The 15,831-nt window shown below is 68.6% G+C and carries 16 protein-coding genes; 13 read left to right on the top strand and 3 right to left on the bottom strand.

Annotated features, from left to right (window positions below):
* Window positions 1-48 precede the first annotated feature (48 nt).
* The 11 genes from folP (at window position 49) to C5E05_RS15670 (ending at window position 10,786) form a co-directional block, all read left to right on the top strand.
* Window positions 49-1,923 (top strand): dihydropteroate synthase, encoded by a 1,875-nt coding sequence (folP, locus tag C5E05_RS15715; protein ID WP_104305855.1) that lies wholly within the window; start codon window positions 49-51, stop codon window positions 1,921-1,923.
* The gene (gene folK, locus C5E05_RS20590; RefSeq protein ID WP_181059685.1) at window positions 1,916-3,145 is read left to right on the top strand and encodes a 2-amino-4-hydroxy-6-hydroxymethyldihydropteridine diphosphokinase; all 1,230 of its coding nucleotides are present in this window, start codon (window positions 1,916-1,918) and stop codon (window positions 3,143-3,145) included. Before folP ends, folK begins: the two co-directional genes overlap by 8 nt.
* Window positions 3,142-3,741, top strand: coding sequence for a DUF3180 family protein (locus C5E05_RS15705; RefSeq protein ID WP_104240274.1), 600 nt, complete (start codon window positions 3,142-3,144; stop codon window positions 3,739-3,741). Before folK ends, C5E05_RS15705 begins: the two co-directional genes overlap by 4 nt.
* A gap of 144 nt (window positions 3,742-3,885) precedes the next feature.
* The gene (locus C5E05_RS15700; RefSeq protein ID WP_181059684.1) at window positions 3,886-4,971 is read left to right on the top strand and encodes a response regulator; all 1,086 of its coding nucleotides are present in this window, start codon (window positions 3,886-3,888) and stop codon (window positions 4,969-4,971) included.
* Window positions 4,968-5,930, top strand: a complete 963-nt coding sequence (locus C5E05_RS15695; protein ID WP_104240276.1) for an ATP-grasp domain-containing protein — start codon at window positions 4,968-4,970, stop codon at window positions 5,928-5,930. Before C5E05_RS15700 ends, C5E05_RS15695 begins: the two co-directional genes overlap by 4 nt.
* A complete protein-coding gene (locus C5E05_RS15690; protein WP_104342476.1) occupies window positions 5,923-6,702 on the top strand; it encodes a PHP domain-containing protein in 780 nt (259 codons plus the stop codon). The genes C5E05_RS15695 and C5E05_RS15690 overlap by 8 nt, the downstream gene beginning before the upstream one ends.
* The gene (locus C5E05_RS15685; protein WP_258064898.1) at window positions 6,699-8,198 is read left to right on the top strand and encodes a glycosyltransferase family 2 protein; all 1,500 of its coding nucleotides are present in this window, start codon (window positions 6,699-6,701) and stop codon (window positions 8,196-8,198) included. Before C5E05_RS15690 ends, C5E05_RS15685 begins: the two co-directional genes overlap by 4 nt.
* Entirely contained in the window at window positions 8,195-8,335 is a 141-nt protein-coding gene (locus C5E05_RS20265) for a hypothetical protein (protein ID WP_181059680.1), read from the top strand. The genes C5E05_RS15685 and C5E05_RS20265 overlap by 4 nt, the downstream gene beginning before the upstream one ends.
* The gene (locus C5E05_RS15680; protein WP_104342458.1) at window positions 8,332-8,691 is read left to right on the top strand and encodes a response regulator; all 360 of its coding nucleotides are present in this window, start codon (window positions 8,332-8,334) and stop codon (window positions 8,689-8,691) included. The genes C5E05_RS20265 and C5E05_RS15680 overlap by 4 nt, the downstream gene beginning before the upstream one ends.
* Entirely contained in the window at window positions 8,691-9,059 is a 369-nt protein-coding gene (locus C5E05_RS15675) for a response regulator transcription factor (protein WP_104240278.1), read from the top strand. Before C5E05_RS15680 ends, C5E05_RS15675 begins: the two co-directional genes overlap by 1 nt.
* Before the next feature lie 8 nt (window positions 9,060-9,067).
* Window positions 9,068-10,786: a cell wall metabolism sensor histidine kinase WalK gene (locus C5E05_RS15670; RefSeq protein ID WP_181059679.1), complete on the top strand. Its 1,719-nt coding sequence runs from the start codon at window positions 9,068-9,070 to the stop codon at window positions 10,784-10,786.
* A 42-nt stretch (window positions 10,787-10,828) separates the two neighbouring features.
* On the opposite strand, the gene C5E05_RS15665 is transcribed toward C5E05_RS15670, so the two are convergent.
* Window positions 10,829-11,905 (bottom strand): GTP-binding protein, encoded by a 1,077-nt coding sequence (locus C5E05_RS15665; RefSeq protein WP_104305860.1) that lies wholly within the window; start codon window positions 11,903-11,905, stop codon window positions 10,829-10,831.
* A 43-nt stretch (window positions 11,906-11,948) separates the two neighbouring features.
* On the opposite strand from C5E05_RS15665, the gene ykgO reads away from it, so the two are divergent.
* Window positions 11,949-12,071: a type B 50S ribosomal protein L36 gene (ykgO, locus tag C5E05_RS15660; protein WP_104240281.1), complete on the top strand. Its 123-nt coding sequence runs from the start codon at window positions 11,949-11,951 to the stop codon at window positions 12,069-12,071.
* A 177-nt stretch (window positions 12,072-12,248) separates the two neighbouring features.
* Window positions 12,249-13,238, top strand: a complete 990-nt coding sequence (gene galE, locus C5E05_RS15655; RefSeq protein WP_104240282.1) for a UDP-glucose 4-epimerase GalE — start codon at window positions 12,249-12,251, stop codon at window positions 13,236-13,238.
* On the opposite strand, the gene C5E05_RS15650 is transcribed toward galE, so the two are convergent.
* Window positions 13,228-14,403, bottom strand: coding sequence for an acyltransferase (locus tag C5E05_RS15650; RefSeq protein WP_104342456.1), 1,176 nt, complete (start codon window positions 14,401-14,403; stop codon window positions 13,228-13,230). The two genes, galE and C5E05_RS15650, sit on opposite strands and share 11 nt — an antisense overlap.
* A 29-nt stretch (window positions 14,404-14,432) precedes the next feature.
* On the bottom strand, window positions 14,433-15,518 hold the full coding sequence (locus tag C5E05_RS15645; protein ID WP_104342455.1) for an acyltransferase: 1,086 nt from the start codon (window positions 15,516-15,518) through the stop codon (window positions 14,433-14,435).
* Between the last annotated feature and the right edge of the window lie 313 nt (window positions 15,519-15,831).

Genomic DNA, 15,831 nt, shown 5'->3' with positions numbered 1-15,831 from the left:
GATGGAACCAGACCCGCGCCGCGGGCCACGCGGAGTGAGGACTTGCAGATGAACGACATCGATTCGGGGTCGGTGGGGCGCATCGACCTGGTGCGTGCTCAGGCGGCTGTCCGAGAGTTCCTGTCGGCGATCGGTGAAGATCCTGATCGCCCTGGGCTCGAGCGCACGCCGGTCCGTGTGGCTGAGGCGGCGCTCGAGCTGTTCGGCGGTGTCGGTGTGGATGCGCGCGGGCCGCTCGCGAGTGCGAGGTTCCCGGTGGCGGAGATCGAGTCGCCGTTCGAAGAGGATGCTGGGGTGGCTGTGACCGGGGGAGTGTCGCAGCCTGTCGTGCTGCGAGATCTCGCGTTCCGGTCGGTATGCGAGCATCATCTGCTGCCGTTCTCGGGGCGTGTGCACCTCGCGTACGTGCCGTCTGCGTCGATCGTGGGGTTCGGCCGTCTGCACCGCATGCTCGAGACGCTCTCCGCACGCCCGACGCTGCAGGAGCGGCTCGGCGACGAGCTTGTCGACGTCATGATGTCGGCGCTGGATGCGCGTGGTGCCCTCGCGGTGATCGAGGCGAGTCACGCCTGCGCGGGGCTTCGCGGCTCCCGCCAGCAGGCTGGCACCGTGGTGACAGTGTCGGCGCGCGGGGAGCTGTCGGACCCGGTGGCCCGGGCGGAGATCATGGGGCTGATCGGCTCGCAGTCCCAGGCGCAGGTCACCTCGGCGCCCGAGGTTCCCGAGGGCGCTGCCGGATCCGATCAGCCAGTCGCGGTGCAGGGGCAGGTGCTGCGCGGTGCGCGGTTCGATCCGGTGCGCCGCTCTCGCTCGACGGCGGGCGAGGACGACGCGCCGCTGTTCGTCGAGCAGGAGGCCTCGGGGTCCGAGCAGGCGCTGGCGTTCGAGGCGTCGGCCTCGGCCGCGGAGGCGCAGTCGGGTGCGGGTCTTCCGGCCGCGGAGACGCCGACCGAAGCCGAGACCGAAGCCGCTGGCTCAGCCGCGGTCGCCAGCTCGGTGGATGAGGCCGACGACACTGGCCCGGTGACGACGAACACGAGGCCGTTCGCCCTGCCGCAGCGCTTCACGAACCTGCTGCAGCCGGCTATCCCGAAGCGTCCGCGCATCCTGGGCATCCTGAACATCACGCCTGATTCGTTCAGCGACGGCGGCAGGTTCGAGGACCTGTTCAGCGAGAAGCGCCGCACGAAGCGGGCCATGCGGCGCGCTCGGGAGCTCGTCGACCAGGGCGCAGACATCATCGACGTCGGCGGCGAGTCGACGCGGCCGGGCGCGGTGCGGGTGCCGCAGGAGGAGGAGGCGGCCCGCGTACTGCCGGTCGTCAAGGAGCTGGCGGCGCTCGGTGTGCTGGTGAGCATCGACACGATGTACGCGAAGACGGCCGCGGCTGCGCTCGCACTTGGTGCTGAGTACGTCAACGACGTGTCCGGTGGGCTGGCCGATCCGGCGATGCTCGAGGTGGTCGCCGAGAGCCGGAGCCCGTTCATCCTGAGCCACTGGCGCGGCCATTCGGTGCGCATGAACGAGCTCGCCGACTACCGCGACCCGGCGGCGGAGATCCTGGCCGAGCTGGCCGGTGCGCGAGACCGCGCCGTCGCGGCGGGGCTCGACGAGTCTCAGATCGTCCTGGATCCGGGCCTCGGGTTCGCGAAGCGCAGGGATGACAACTGGGCGGTGCTGCGCGAGCTCGAGCAGTTCGTGGCGCTCGGGCACCCGCTGCTCGTGGGCGCCTCCCGGAAGCGCTTCACGGGCGAGATGCTGCGCTCGGACGCGCAGGTGACGGAGCGTGACCTGCCGACGGCGGTCATCACGGCGCTGGCGGCGAAGGCGGGCATCTGGGGCGTGCGTGTCCACAATGTCGAGGCGAACCGGGTGGCGTTGGATGTCGTCGCCTCCTGGCGTGAAGGAGCACAGGATGACTGACCACATGAGCGGGCACGAGCCGGACCTTGATCGGCGGCGCGGTGCGGAGGTGCGGGCGGCCCAGGCGGTCGCGGCCGGCGGGCAGGCGCACGAGCACGCGTTCACGCGCGAACGGGTCGCGGATGCGAGTGGCGGCGGCGCCGATCTGGCGCCTGGTGCGGTGGCGGCTCTTCGCCCCGGCGCGCCCGAGCCTGAGCTCGACCGCATCCTCATCACGCGCATGCATGCGCGCGGGCATCACGGTGTCTTCGATCACGAGCGCCGCGATGGTCAGGATTTCTATGTCGACGCGGAGGCGTGGGTCGATGCGGCGGCGGCTTCGTCGAGCGACCACATCGGCGACACCCTGCACTACGGGGAGTGGATGCACGCGCTGCACGCGATCGTGACGGGCGAGCCGGTCGATCTCATCGAGACGCTCGCGGAGCGTCTCGCGTCGGCGACGTTCGGCTTCGACGATGCCGTGGCCGTGCGCATCACGGTGCACAAGCCGCAGGCGCCGGTCGCGCTGGACTTCGAGGACGTGGCGGTGAGCATCCTCCGTCACCGGCCGACGCTGCGGGGCGATCATCTCGAGTCGTCGGCGGCCCACGCGGTGTCGGCGAGCGCGGAGGACGACTTCCACGCCCGTGAGGCGGCGGCAGCGGCGGCGGCGCGAACGGCGTCGGACGCGGCGATCGTGATCGGCTCTGGGGGCGCTCCGAACGTCGCACCCGCTGAGCGGGCCCGTCGGGTCCGTCAGGCCGTGATCGCGCTCGGCGCGAACCTCGGCGACCGGGAGGCGACGCTGAGGTCGGCGCTGCGGAGCATCACCGAGCTGCCTGGCACGAAGCTCGTCGCGGCCTCGAGCCTCTACGAGACCCCGGCGCTCACCCTCGAGGGGGTCAGCGAGGAGGCGCCCGCGTACTGCAACGCGGTGGTGCTGGTGGACACCGAGCTGCCGTCAACCGAGCTCCTGCAGGCGCTGCATGCGATCGAGGATGCGCATGGACGCACCCGTGAGACGCGGTGGGGGAGCCGGACGCTGGATCTCGACCTCATCCAGGTGGCTGGCGAGGTCAGCAGCGGCGAGCTGGTGCTGCCGCATCCACGGGCGCACCAGCGCGCGTTCGTGCTCGCTCCGTGGCTGGAGGTCGATCCGCGCGCGCAGCTCGCCCCTCACGGCAGCGTCGCTGAGCTGCGGGCCGCGGCGGAGGATCGCGTCGAGCGGATCGCTCAGTGAACCTGGCGAGCAGAACGAGGCCGGGCCTGCTCGTCGGGCTCGGCGTCATCGGCGGTGTCCTGGCCTGGTGTGTGGAGACGTGGCTCGTGACCTCAGGGCGCGCCGTCGTGGCGCCCCCGCTGACCATGCCGCTGACGCTTGTTGTTCTCGCGGGGCTGCTGCTGTGGCTCGCGTGGCCGATCCGCGCGTACACGCGCCGTCTGTGGCGTGAGCGTCGCGACGCCGAGTCTCGGCGGCGGGCCCCCGGGCTCGAGCGAGACCGGTCGTCGAACGACGGCGCGCGTCAAGAACATGGCACCAGGGGGCCACAACGTGAGGTGAAGGGGAGGCGTGTCGATCCGCAGTACGCGTTCCGGGTTCTCGCGTTCGCGCGGGCGGCGAGCCTCGCGTCGTCGCTGCTGGCCGGTGCGGCGCTCGGCGTCCTGGCGTTCGCGGTGACTCGCACGGTGCCGCCTGAGGAGCCCATCTGGCACGCGGTCCTCTCGCTTGCCGGGGCGGTGGCTCTGCTTGTTATCGGTCTTATCGCGGAGTCGTGGTGTCGCATTCCTCCGGGAGGAGAGGAGCCGTCGGCATCGCAGGATGCGGTCGCCGCGTAGCGGTCGTCGTTGAGCTGCCGCATCGTCGGAAAGGCGGCAAGTTCATAGGCATTCCTTTTTCGCATTCTCCGGGTATTTCGCTCGCATTCGAGAATCGCCGGAAGCGGGTGCCGCTGGTTGCTTTTCCGATTACTGTTGGCGACTATGCCAGAGGCTTCGTACCGCATTCTCATCATCGAAGACGATGGCGACGTCGCCGAGTTCCTGGAGACGGTGCTCCGGAGGCGCCTCGGGTGCGAGGTCCGCGTGCTTCGGGACGCGGTTGCGGTGCTGATGCACGTGAATGACTTCAACCCCGACCTGGTGCTCACCGATGTCGAGCTGCCGGGGGCGAACGGACTCGAGGTTCTCGGGAGTCTGCGCGAGATCAAGCCAGATCTGCCCGTCGTCGTCATGACGGCACACGCCTCCGTCGAGTACGCGGTTCGCGCCCTGCGCGATCGCGCCGACGAGTTCCTGCAGAAGCCCATCCCTGGGGCGGTGCTGGTGAGCACGGTGCAGCGTCTCGTCGAGGCGGCGAGGGTCAAGCGGGCGCGCAGCCCGCGCCGTCGGGTCCTCGCGATCGGCGCGCATCCGGACGACGTGGAGATCGGCGTCGGCGGCACGCTGGCGGCGCACGCGGCAGCCGGAGATTCGATCGTGATCCTGACGTTGTCTCGCGGCGGCCGCGGCGGTGACGCTGCGGATCGGCAGCACGAGTCGCTTGCCTCTGCGGAGTCGCTCGGTGCTCGTCTCTTTCTCGAGGACCTCACGGATACCGCCATTCCGAACAATGACCCGACGGTGGGCATCATCGAGCGGGTGATCGCGGAGACCGACCCGACGATCGTCTACACGCATTCTCGGAATGACCGGCATCAAGACCACCGTGCCGTGCACGAGGCGACGCTCGTCGCGAGTCGCAGGGTGGCGAGTGTGGCCTGTTATCAGAGCCCGTCGTCCACGATCGACTTCCGTCCGACGCGGTTCGTGACGGTCGACGGATTCACGGATATGAAGCTCGGTCTGCTTGCGCAATTCGCGTCGCAGGCCGACATCCGCGACTACCTGGCGCCGGACTTCGTGCTCTCCGCCGCACGGTACTGGTCGCGCTTCGGCACTGGCACGTACAGCGAGCCGCTCGAGGTGATCCGGGATGCGAGTAGCATCACTGCGGAGCGCGGCGACGGTGAGTTCGCGACGGTGCATAATCTGGGCACGACTGAGACTGAGAAGAAGAACCGCGCATGAGATTTCGAGTCCTGGTCACGGGTGCCGGCGGGCCGGCTGGGGTGGCGGTCATCCGCTCTCTCCTCGGTCGAGATGACCTCGAGGTGTTCGCCGCCGATATGGACGGCTGGGCGAGTGGCCTGTACCTCGTGGATGAGGCGCACCGGAGGCTCGTTCCTCCTGGCCTCTCCGAAGGCTTCTGCGATGCGCTGATCGACCTGGTCGCCGCAGACGGCATCGATGTGCTCGTGTCGACCGTCGACGTGGAGCTCCCGCCGCTCGCGGCGCGACGCGCGGAGCTCGGCGCGGTGCTCGCCGCGCCCTCCGCGGAGGCGCTCGCGACGTGCCTCGACAAGTGGCTGCTGGTGCAGGCGTGCGAGCCGCACGCACTGGTGCCGGCCACGGCTCTGCTCGACGACGAGGGCATCGCCCGCGACTGGGTGTTCCCGGTCATCGTGAAGCCCCGAAGCGGTGCGGGCTCTCGCGGCGTGCACCTCGTGCATTCGCGGGAGGAGCTCGAGGCGAAGACGCGGGATGCTGCCCTGCTCATCCAGGAGAACCTCCCGGGCGACGAGTTCTCCGTGGACGTCGTGATGGGTGCCGACGGCGAGGCGATCGCGGCGGTTCCCCGTCTGCGTGCTCGCGTCGATTCGGGCGTGGCGGTCGCCGGCAGGACGGTGCACCGCGCTGAGCTCGAGGAGACGGCTGCCGCCTGCGCCCGTGCGGCTGGGCTCGTGGGGGTGGCGAACGTGCAGCTGCGGTACAGCACCGATGGTCGCCCCGCGCTGCTGGAGATCAACCCGAGGTTCTCTGGCGCCATGCCGTTGACGATCGCGGCCGGTGTCGATATGCCGTCGCTTGCGGTGGATATCGCGCTCGAACGGCCGGTTCCGTCGCGCGTCGAGTTCCGTGAGGTCGCGAATGTCCGCTTCCTCGAGGATGTGTTCCTGCCCTTTGACGAAGTTCTCGCTCGTGACTGACACGAAGGCGGGTCCCGGTCTCGAAGCGCTGCTGCTCGGCGACTGGCATGTCCATTCCGATTTCTCGGACGACGCGGAGAGTCCCATCTCGGCGAACGTCCGTGCCGCCGAACAGCGCGGCCTGGTGACGATGCGGGCGACCGATCACGTGCGCGGCAGCACGGCCTGGGTGCCGGACTTCGTGGCTGCGGTCGTCGCGGCGAGGCGCACCACCGGGGTCGAGCTGGTGATCGGCGTCGAGGCGAAGATCATGGATGCGCGGGGCACGCTCGACGTGCCGAGCGACTTGCGGGTGGGGGCCGGAGGGGTGGATGGCATCGTCATCGCCGATCATCAGTTCCCTGGTCCGGATGGCCCGTGGTCGCCGCGTGAGACGCGGGAGCGTCTGGCGGCTGGTCTTGCGGTCGAGGATGCACTCGATCTGCTGATCGGGGCGACGATCGGCGCGATGCGGACGGCCGGTGGCGGTGCGCAGCTGGCGCATCCCTTCTCGATCCTTCCCAAGGTGGGCATCGAAGAGTCTCAGCTCTCTGCGGAGCACCTCTCGGCGTGGGCGTCTGCCGCTCGTGAGACGGGAACCTCCATCGAGGTGAACGAGAAGTGGGTATGCCCGAGTTCGCGGGCGATCGAGGCTGCTCTCTCGGAGGGGGCGACGCTGGTCGCCTCGACGGATAGCCACCGTGCTGCTGACGTCGGCGTCTATGCCCGGGTTCGCGAGCTGCTGGCGGAGGTGCCCGCGTTCGGTTCGTCGGACGCCGGGGGGCTCGCGTGAGCGCCGACGCCTGGCTCGATATCGGCGGTGCGGTGCTGGCGACGATCTTCGTCGTGTTCGTCGCCATCGGCGCTATACCGGCCTTCACGATGGCCTACCAGTTCCTCATCGTGCCGCTGCACGCTCGTTTCAACCACTACGAGAAGGCTGCGCCGTACCTGCCGAACGTGGCCGTCGTCGTCCCGGCGTGGAACGAGGGGGCGGTGATCGGCGGGTCCATCGACCGGCTCATGGCCCTGGAGTACCCGCCGGAGCGGCTCAGGGTGTACGTCGTCGACGACGCGTCGACGGACGACACCCCTGACGTCGTCCTCGAGCGTGCCGGTCGGTACCCGGGCCGGGTCTTCCACCTTCGTCGCGAGAAGGGCGGGGAGGGCAAGGCGCACACCTTGAACCACGGGCTCCGTCGCGTGCTCAGCGAGGACTGGATGGAGGCGCTGCTCATCATGGACGCCGACGTCATCTACCTTCCGGATTCGATGCGGAAGATGACGAGGCATCTCGCCGACCCCGAGGTGGGGTCGGTCACGGCGTACATCAGCGAGGGCAGCCTGCGCAAGAACTACCTGACGCGGTTCATCGCGTTCGAGTACGTCCTGTCGCAGGTCGGCAGCCGGCGTGCGCAGAATGTGCTCGGAGCTCTGGCCTGCCTCGCTGGAGGTGCGCAGCTGCATTCGCGCGAGAACCTGCTTGCCATCGGCGGGCAGATTGACACGAGCTCGCTGGCGGAGGACACGGTCACCACGTTCGAGACGCAGCTCTCTGGCCGCAAGGTGGTGTTCGAGCCGCACGCTGTCGTGCTGGCCGAGGAGCCGCGTCACGTCGGGGATCTCTGGAAGCAGCGGCTGCGCTGGGCCAGGGGCAACGTGCAGCTGACGAAGCGGTACAGCCACCTCTGGTTCCGCCCGTCGAAGGAGCACAAGCTCGGCACGATCTCGTTCGGCCTCTTCTGGTTCAGCGTGTTCCTGCTGCCGGTGCTGATGCTGCTCTCGTCGGTGGGCCTCATCGGCTTGTACCTGATGGATTCGCCGCTTGCCATGCTCGTGTTCCGCGCGCTCTGGATCGTGGTGGGCTGCGCATACGTGTACATCATGCTGTTCGCCGCACAGCTCGATCCGAAGGTGGGCAGGGTGGCGTGGCGTGAGGTCTTGCTCTTCCCCGGGCTGATCTCGATGGTCGTGCTGCTGGCGGCGTTCTTCCCCGGCCTGTTCGAGCAGCGCATCCCGGCGATGTTCGGTCTGACGCTCACCGAGGGCGGATACGACGCGTGGAACCTGGCGATCTTCGCGTGGATCTCGCTGTGCATGGTCGCGGCGTGGGGCATGAAGCTGATCGACTCGACGAAGTTCGGCCGGGTGGTGAATCCCATCCTCGTCTACCTCATCGGCTACGGGCCGATTCTCTGCGCGGTGACGTTCGACTCCTACATCAAGGAGGCGCGTGGCGCCGCGATGACGTGGGACAAGACGGAGAAGAGCGGAGCCGTGCTGGCATGAGCGAGTTGGGTGAACGCCGTCTGACCGAGGAGATCAAGCGGGACGCCAGAGCGGAGAACCGCCTGTACCTGCAGGCGACGCTGGCGTTTGTGGGTGTCGCAGTGCTGGTTGTCGTGAGAGAGGTGTTCTTCCTGTGAGCGGTGACCAGTTGCGGGTGCTGATCGTGGACGACAATGCGGACCAGCGCGAGCTGCTGCGCACGCAGTTCCGGAAGGCGGGGTGCGCCGCGAAGTCGGCGGCAACGCTCGACGAGGCCCTTGCGAGCATCCGCGTGGAGGTCCCGGACGTCGCGGTGATCGATCTGCTGCTGGGGGTCGGGAGCGGCTGGGAGGTGCGCGAGCGGATCTGCGAGCTGGTTCCCGAGGTGGCGATCGTCATCTCCTCGGTGCTCGACGAGACCGACTACCCGAGCTCGGACGATGTGCTCCCGAAGCCGTTCACGGGCAAGCAGGTCAAGGGGCTTGTCGCGCGTCTGCGTGCGAGGCGCACCTGATGGCGGCGAGGGTGGTGATCGCGGATGACGACGACGACATCCGCTTCCTGCTCGAGACTGCCGCGCGGCGGGCAGGCTTCGAGATCGTGGGCTCGTACGGCGATGGGGTGAGCGCGCTGCGGGCCGCCCTCGAGTCGGTGCCGGATCTGCTGCTCCTGGACGTCTCAATGCCTGGGCTGTCGGGGCTCGAGGTGCTCGCGCGTGTGCGCGCCCAGGAGGGCGACGTTCGGGCGCACGCGATCATCGTGTCGGCCAATGCCAATGTCGTGGCGCAGGAGGCTGGTGAGGCGGCGGGGGCGGATGACTATCTGACGAAGCCCTTCTCGCTGGCCAGCCTCGTCGCGAGGCTCAGAGAGGTCCAGTCATGAGTGTCTCGGTGAAGAGTCCATTCGGCCAGTTCACGGTCGACACGACGTCGCCCGCCATCCGTCAGCTCGCGTCGGTGCTCGGCCTGCTGATAGCGCTCGGGGCCATCCTCCTCGTTCCCGGGGCCCTGATCACGGAGCCCGTTCCGGCGTGGACGGGGGTGGTGATCGTCGTCGCCCTCGCGGGAGCTGCCTTCCTGGTTCCGTGGGACACAGCGCCGCCGTGCACGCGGCTGATCCTCCCCATGGCTTCCATGCTCGCCCTTGGCCTCTTCCGCGTGGGAACCGGTGGGGCGCTGTCGATGTTCACGTCCCTCGTCCTCCTGCCGCTGATCTTCATCGCGACCGAGCCCGGGCGTCGGGCGATCTGGTGTGCCATCGGCACGCTGCTGGTGACGCTCGCGCTTCCCTACCTCATGGGGACGGCGCCGTGGAATGATCCGCAGATCCTGCGGATCGTCTTCACGCCGCTGGTGTTCGCGGTCATCGCGAGCGTCATCAACGAGATGTCCCACCGTGCCAGGGTGCAGGTGGAGAGCGCCAGGCTCTATGCCGAGGAGCGCGAGCGACGCCTGCTGGAGGTGCAGGCGAGCGAGAAGGCGCGAGAGGTGGCCACCCGTGAGCTGCGCGCCTCGGAGGCCTTCAACCTCAGCGTCTGGAACGCGGCGGTCCACGAGATCGCCATCGTGACGGAGCTCGACGGGACGATCGTGGCGTGGGGGCCAGGGGCGCGCAACCTCCTCGGTCCGTCGTCCTCTGCTGTCGTCGGCAAACGAAATGTGACGGACTTCCTCTCGGAGGACTCCGCGTCCGCGATCCGCGGCGAGGGCGATGACGAGGAGGACGGAAACCGTCTGCTGCGGCGTCTGGTCGAGACCGCGGGATGCAACGAGCAGGCCGGCACGCTGGTCGAGCTCGTGCGCGCCGAGGACGAACCCATGCCGGCGCTCATGACGTGTGCTCCTCGCAAGACGCCGGATGGTGAGACGGTCGGCCACATCTTCATCGCCTACGACATGACGCCGGTCAACGAGGCGTCTCGGCTCAAGGACGAGTTCGTGGGCACCATCTCGCACGAGCTGCGCACGCCGCTGAGCTCGATCCTCGGTTACCTCGAGCTCGCCCGCGATGAGGAGAGCGGCCCGCTGAACGACGAGCAGCGCCACTACCTGGACGTCGCGGAGCGCAATGCGAACCGCCTGCTGTCGCTGGTCGGCGACCTGCTCTTCGTCGCGCAGGTCGATGCCGGGAAGGTGCCGATGGAGTTCTCGCCGGTGCGTCTGGGGGAGGTCGTGCGGCTTTCCCTGGAGACGGCCCTGCCGACTGCCGCGCAGGCGTCGGTCGAGTTGGTCGGCGAGGCCGGCGGCGAGGACGTCGTCCTCTCCGGGGACGCGATGCGGCTCGGGCAGGCGATCGACAATCTGATCTCGAACGCGGTGAAGTTCACTCCGGAGGGCGGCGTCGTCCGTGTCGGGGTGCGGCGTGACGGCAACGAGGTCGTGGTCTACGTCTCGGACACCGGCATGGGCATTCCCGAGGAGGAGATGCACCGCCTCTTCACGAAGTTCTTCCGTGCGACGACGGCCACGAAGCAGGCGGTCCCCGGTGTGGGTCTCGGCCTGAACATCACGCTCGCGATCGTGAAGGCGCACCGTGGGCGCCTCGAGGCGTCCAGCACGGTCGGCAGCGGCACGACGTTCGAGATCCACCTCCCGCTCTCCGCGCGCTGAGGGCGGCCACGGAGGGTGGGGCGGGCTCGTCTCCTCAGCCGGTCATTCCCACCCGGGGAACGGGTCGGCGTAGTCGCACCAGGCACTGGGGCCCGCGATGAGCTCCTCGTCGGTGAGGGCGCACTCGTGGAGCAGGCTGGCGATGGCGTCGGTGCGGAGCTGGCGCCCGAAGACGGCGATCGAGGTGCCGAGGGGCGCTTCGGGATCAGCGCTCGTGACGCCGGATGCCCCGAGCTGGATGTTGCCTCCCGTGCTCGACCAGTCGCCGACGTGATCTGTCCTGTTGGCGAGGCGGAAGTGGCCGCGTGATCTGGTGATGAGCCCGACCTGCTCGGGGGTGAGGTTCGCGAGACCGGCGGCGAGGCGCTCCGGGTGGAACGGTCGTGGCTCGGTGAAGACGGTGCAGTCGATGTGGCCGCGGGCTGGCGGGAAGTGCATGCGGTCGTCGAGGCGCAGCATCCATCCGGCGGTCGAGGCGAGCTGGTGTGCGAGCCCTGGTCGGATCGGTCTGAGGTGCCTGCCGAGATCCGAGGCCGCGGCCGGGGTGGTGATCACCGCCGTCGGGTTGAGCTGCTGGATGAGCGTGCAGGTCTCGCTGATGAGGCCTGAGGGGTGTGCGTCGGCTCCGGTGAGCACGACGATGGTGGCGAACTCGAGCTGCTCGGCGAGCGTGGCGGAGGTGTTGGCATCCTCGGGTAGCGGCGTGCCTTCTTGGAAGAGGAGGCGTCGGATGTCGCCGATGCTCGCGACGGTGATGAACTCTCTGGCCCCGACGGTGACGTCGGCGGTGTCCGGCGCGGAGGGGTGGCTGCGTGCCTCGGCGATGACGTGGTCTATGGCCAGGCCGACGCTCTGCGTCTCGGCGTCCGAGGAGAGCTCGACGATGATGTTGCCCCTGCGTCCGTCCGCGGCTTGCCGGAGGAGGTCGTCGGCGATGTCGACGCCGAGTTCCAGGGCGTTCGTCTGCTCGTCGCCGAACTCCGTGACGGGTGTCGGTCCGCTCGGTTCTCCGCACATGAGCGCGGTGACGAGCTGTCGGCCCGATGTCTCGAGCCCGCTGACGAGTGTCAGGCCGAGCGAGCTGGTGACGGTCTGGGCGCTTGGTCGATCGGAGGTCATGGGGCTAGTCTAATGAGAAAGATTCTCAAGAAGAAAGGTCCTCGTGAAAGTTCGCAACTCGCTCAAGGCGCTCAAGAAGGTCCCTGGTGCGCAGATCGTACGGCGTCGCGGCCGCGTCTTCGTCATCAACAAGAAGAACCCGCGCATGAAAGCCCGGCAGGGCTGAGTCCGTTCCCATGATCGTTTCGCTTCGTTTAGGCGCGCGATCAGGGAGATCGACCACGGTCGGCCCGGGCGGCTCCGAGAACTGCCAGAATGTCGGAGGGCGCACTTCGGTGGGCTCGACGACATCGGCAACGACGCGCAGGAGCGCGTCGTTGGCGCACCTCTGAGGGGATTCTCCATGACTGTGCTCATCACCGGCGGTGCCGGCTACATCGGCGCTCACGTGCTCGCGGCCCTCGAGGCTCGCGGAGACAAGGTGGTTGTCATCGACGACCTCACGACGGGAACGGCCGAGAAGGTCGGTGCCACGCCGCACTTCGACTTCGACATCTCGACGACGGGTGCGGCGGACGCGCTGGCCGACATCATGCAGGCGCTCGAGGTGACGAGCGTCGTGCACTTCGCCGCGAAGAAGCAGGTGGGGGAGTCGGTCGCGAGGCCCGCGTGGTACTACCAGCAGAACATGGGTGGCCTCGCGAACGTGCTCGAGGCGATGCAGCGGGCCAACGTGAAGAGCCTCGTGTTCTCGTCATCGGCGGCGGTGTACGGGCTCGGCACGGGCTCGGACGAGCCGATCCGTGAGTCGGACGTGAAGAACCCCATCAACCCGTACGGGCAGACGAAGCTCGCCGGCGAGTGGCTTGTGCAGGCCGCGGCGAAGGCCGCAGGAATCACGGCCGTCTCGCTGCGCTACTTCAACGTCGCCGGCGCTGGCAGCGACGAGCTGGCCGACCGCTTCGCCCTCAACCTCGTGCCGATGATCTTCGAGAAGCTCGCTGAGGACAAGGCTCCGCTGGTGTTCGGCGACGACTACCCGACTCCGGATGGCACGTGCGTGCGCGATTACGTGCACGTCGTCGACCTGGCGGATGCGCACCTGGCGGTGCTCGACGCGATCGCGGCGGGCACGCCGGTCTCTGCCGAGTACAACGTGGGTCGCGGTGAGGGCTACTCGGTGTTCGAGGTGGTGGATGCGGTGCGTCGCGCGAGCGGCCTGTCGTTCGAGCCCGAGGTGGCTCCGCGTCGGCCCGGCGACCCTGCGCTGCTGGTGGCCGACGCATCCCGGATCACGGACGAGCTCGGCTGGACCGCGCAGTACACGCTCGACGACATGGTGACGTCCGCCTGGGCGGGTTTCGTGCACAACGGGGCCCCGCTCAAGGCGTAGCGGGGCTCCCGCTCGTCCGCAGCTTGGGGAAGACGAATGCGGCGTCACCTGCTGGCCACCGTCGCAGCCAGCAGAACAGGCAGCTGAGGCCGATCGCGACGACCGTGTTGATGATCAGCATCCAGGTGGGGTCGAGCAGGCCCCAGTCGCCGACCCACGAGGTGATCATGATCTGCGCGGGGTAGTGGACCACGTAGAAGACCACCGAGTTCCGGCCGATGTACTGCAGCCAGCGGGCGCTGTCGCCGTCGCGGCCGCGCGTCGCGCCGGTGAGGCGCCGCGTGATCATGATGATGGCGGCGACGCCGGCGAGCACGACGGGGATCCACACGAGCTCGTAGCGGTCGATGAGGCGCGTTGCGGCGGTGAGGGATCCGTCACTTGGCGCGGTCGAGCTGGTGTCGGAGACCAGGCGGAGTGCTTGGTCGAGGCCGAAGTAGGTGCCGTGGGTCTGGCCGATGAGCAGGGCCCCGAAGCCGACGGCGGTCAGCGTGCAGGCGATGATCACCGGCCACCGCTCGAAGCGCGCGAGCTGGCCGCGGTACTGCGCGATGAGGTGGCCGGCGAAGAAGAAACCACCGTAGTAGGCCAGGTCTCCGAGCGGGACGAGGGGGACGATTCCGCGGGTGGAGAGGATCGCGCTGAGCGCCCAGAGTCCGAGCGGGACGACCGCGAACCAGGGGCCGCGGATGCGCGTGAGCAGGGGAGCGACCAGGTAGTAGATCGCCAGGTAGAAGATGAACCACAGCCAGCTGAGAGCTATCCAGCTGCTGGGCTGCGTCCAGCCGTCCTGCATGGTGACGAGCCAGTAGACCGTGCCCCAGACGAGGTAGGGCCAGAGCAGCGTGCGCAGCTTGCCCGCGAAGTAGGTGGGGCCGGTCTTCGCGAGGGAGCGGCCGAGCAGCATGCCGGAGAGCAGCAGCAGCGTGCTCATGCGGTAGGGGGCGAAGAACGTGTTGAGGTCGCTGATGAGGCTCGTCGGCGCGACGTCGATGAGGAAGATGGGGATCGCGCTGGCGTGGAAGGTGACGACCAGCAGGATCGCGGCACCGCGCACGAGGTCCATCCAGTGCTCGCGGCCCGAGGCGGGCGGGGTCGCCTGGCGCGATGGGCCTCGAGGCGACGGCCGCTCGGTGGGTGCGAGTGCGTGGGCTGGTGTGGTCATCGGGCTTTCAGACGGGGCGCAGGCGGGGGTCACCGTGCACGTGCCGGGCTCAGCTGCTCTCGTCTCGGGAAGACGAAGAGCGCATCCACGACGCGGCTGCGGCGGCGGAGTGCGACAGCGGCGAACGCTACGGCAAGTGCGGCCAGGATGCACGCGGTCATCATCATGGGCTGGGCGGTGACGCCCCAGGAATCGAGTAGCTTCACGACCACGATCTGCAGCGGGTAGTGGACGAGGTAGAAGACGATCGAGTTGCGGCCGACATACTGCAGCGCGCGGGACAGCGCGGACTGGCGCGCGCCGTCGAGCGCTCCGCGGACGCGTCTCGCGAGCAGCATGGTGCCCGCGATCCCGGCGAGCACGACGGGAACCCAGATCAGGTCGAAGCGCTCGATGGCGCCGTTGTCGTCGGTTGCCGGTGTCTCCGCGCCGCCGAGGGCCAGGCCGTGCTCCTGGAGCACGAGGAGGACCGCGAAAATCGAGCTGCCGGCGAGGAGCGCGAGCATCGTCGGCGTCGTGTCGAAACGGCGCAGCCGGTGCCGGTTCTCGGCGACGAGGTAGCCCGCGAAGAAGAAGCCGCCGTAGTAGGCGAGGTCGAAGAGGGTGCCGTCCGGCGCGGCGATGCTCAGCAGCCAGAGGGTCACCGGCACGGAGGCGAACCAGGGGCTCGGGATCCGGGTGAGCAGCGGCGCGGCGAGGTAGGCGAGGAACAGGCAGAGGATGAACCAGAGCCAGCTGCGGGTGATCCAGCCGTCCGGGCGCATCCACTCGGTCGCGTTCTCGGTGGCGATCCAGAAGATGACGAGCCACACCACGTAGGGCCAGGCGAGGGTGCGGAGCTTGCCGGCGTAGTAGCGACCACGCGGTTTGGCGAGGGCGAGGGGGAGGAGGAGTCCAGACAGCAGCATGAGCGAGGTCATGCGGAAGGGCGCGAAGTACAGGGTGAGGTCGTCGATGACCGTGCCCGGGGTGACGTCTGCGATGTGCATGGGCACGTCGATGGCGTGGTTGGCGATGACGAGCAGGATGGCAGCGCCGCGGATGATGTCGATCCACCGTTCGCGGTGGCGGGGGAGGGTCGCCGCGGGCTGTCTCGCCGCGTCGTGTGCTGCCATGAATTCCCCGTCTCGCCGTGTCTCGACGCTACACTTCCCGGTTTTCTGGGCCGGAACATGGCGAATCGAGACAAAGTTCGGACCAATTCCGGGGCTAAATCCCGGGGATTTGAGCGTGTCGGGGCAATCGAAAGTTCCCAGGGGAGTATCAGCTTGGCCGCTGGGCCGGTACGATCACATGGAAATGAAAACACGCAACCAGAGTGCGCGTCGTTGGCCCCAGCTGACACTGCTCGTGGTCGTGGCTCTCGCTGCGGTCGCGTTGGTGGCTTTGGCGTTCATGCCACGTGAGGCCCCCGCGGGGGCTGGCGCA

The sequence above is a fragment of the Pseudoclavibacter sp. AY1H1 genome (genome assembly GCF_002931055.1).
Classification (GTDB): Bacteria; Actinomycetota; Actinomycetes; order Actinomycetales; family Microbacteriaceae; genus Pseudoclavibacter.
The sequence above is the reverse complement of the archived record's forward strand: the minus strand, read 5'-3'. Positions and strand labels throughout refer to the sequence as shown.

Excerpts from the sequence above, each read along its gene's own strand:
- C5E05_RS15700 (WP_181059684.1), top strand. The coding sequence starts at position 3,886 with ATGCCAGAGGCTTCGTACCGCATTCTCATCATCGAAGACGATGGCGAC.
- folK (WP_181059685.1), top strand. The coding sequence starts at position 1,916 with ATGACTGACCACATGAGCGGGCACGAGCCGGACCTTGATCGGCGGCGC.
- C5E05_RS15665 (WP_104305860.1), bottom strand. The coding sequence starts at position 11,905 with ATGACCTCCGATCGACCAAGCGCCCAGACCGTCACCAGCTCGCTCGGC.
- C5E05_RS15650 (WP_104342456.1), bottom strand. The coding sequence starts at position 14,403 with ATGACCACACCAGCCCACGCACTCGCACCCACCGAGCGGCCGTCGCCT.
- C5E05_RS15645 (WP_104342455.1), bottom strand. The coding sequence starts at position 15,518 with ATGGCAGCACACGACGCGGCGAGACAGCCCGCGGCGACCCTCCCCCGC.
- C5E05_RS20265 (WP_181059680.1), top strand. The coding sequence starts at position 8,195 with ATGAGCGAGTTGGGTGAACGCCGTCTGACCGAGGAGATCAAGCGGGAC.
- galE (WP_104240282.1), top strand. The coding sequence starts at position 12,249 with ATGACTGTGCTCATCACCGGCGGTGCCGGCTACATCGGCGCTCACGTG.
- folP (WP_104305855.1), top strand. The coding sequence starts at position 49 with ATGAACGACATCGATTCGGGGTCGGTGGGGCGCATCGACCTGGTGCGT.
- C5E05_RS15675 (WP_104240278.1), top strand. The coding sequence starts at position 8,691 with ATGGCGGCGAGGGTGGTGATCGCGGATGACGACGACGACATCCGCTTC.
- C5E05_RS15695 (WP_104240276.1), top strand. The coding sequence starts at position 4,968 with ATGAGATTTCGAGTCCTGGTCACGGGTGCCGGCGGGCCGGCTGGGGTG.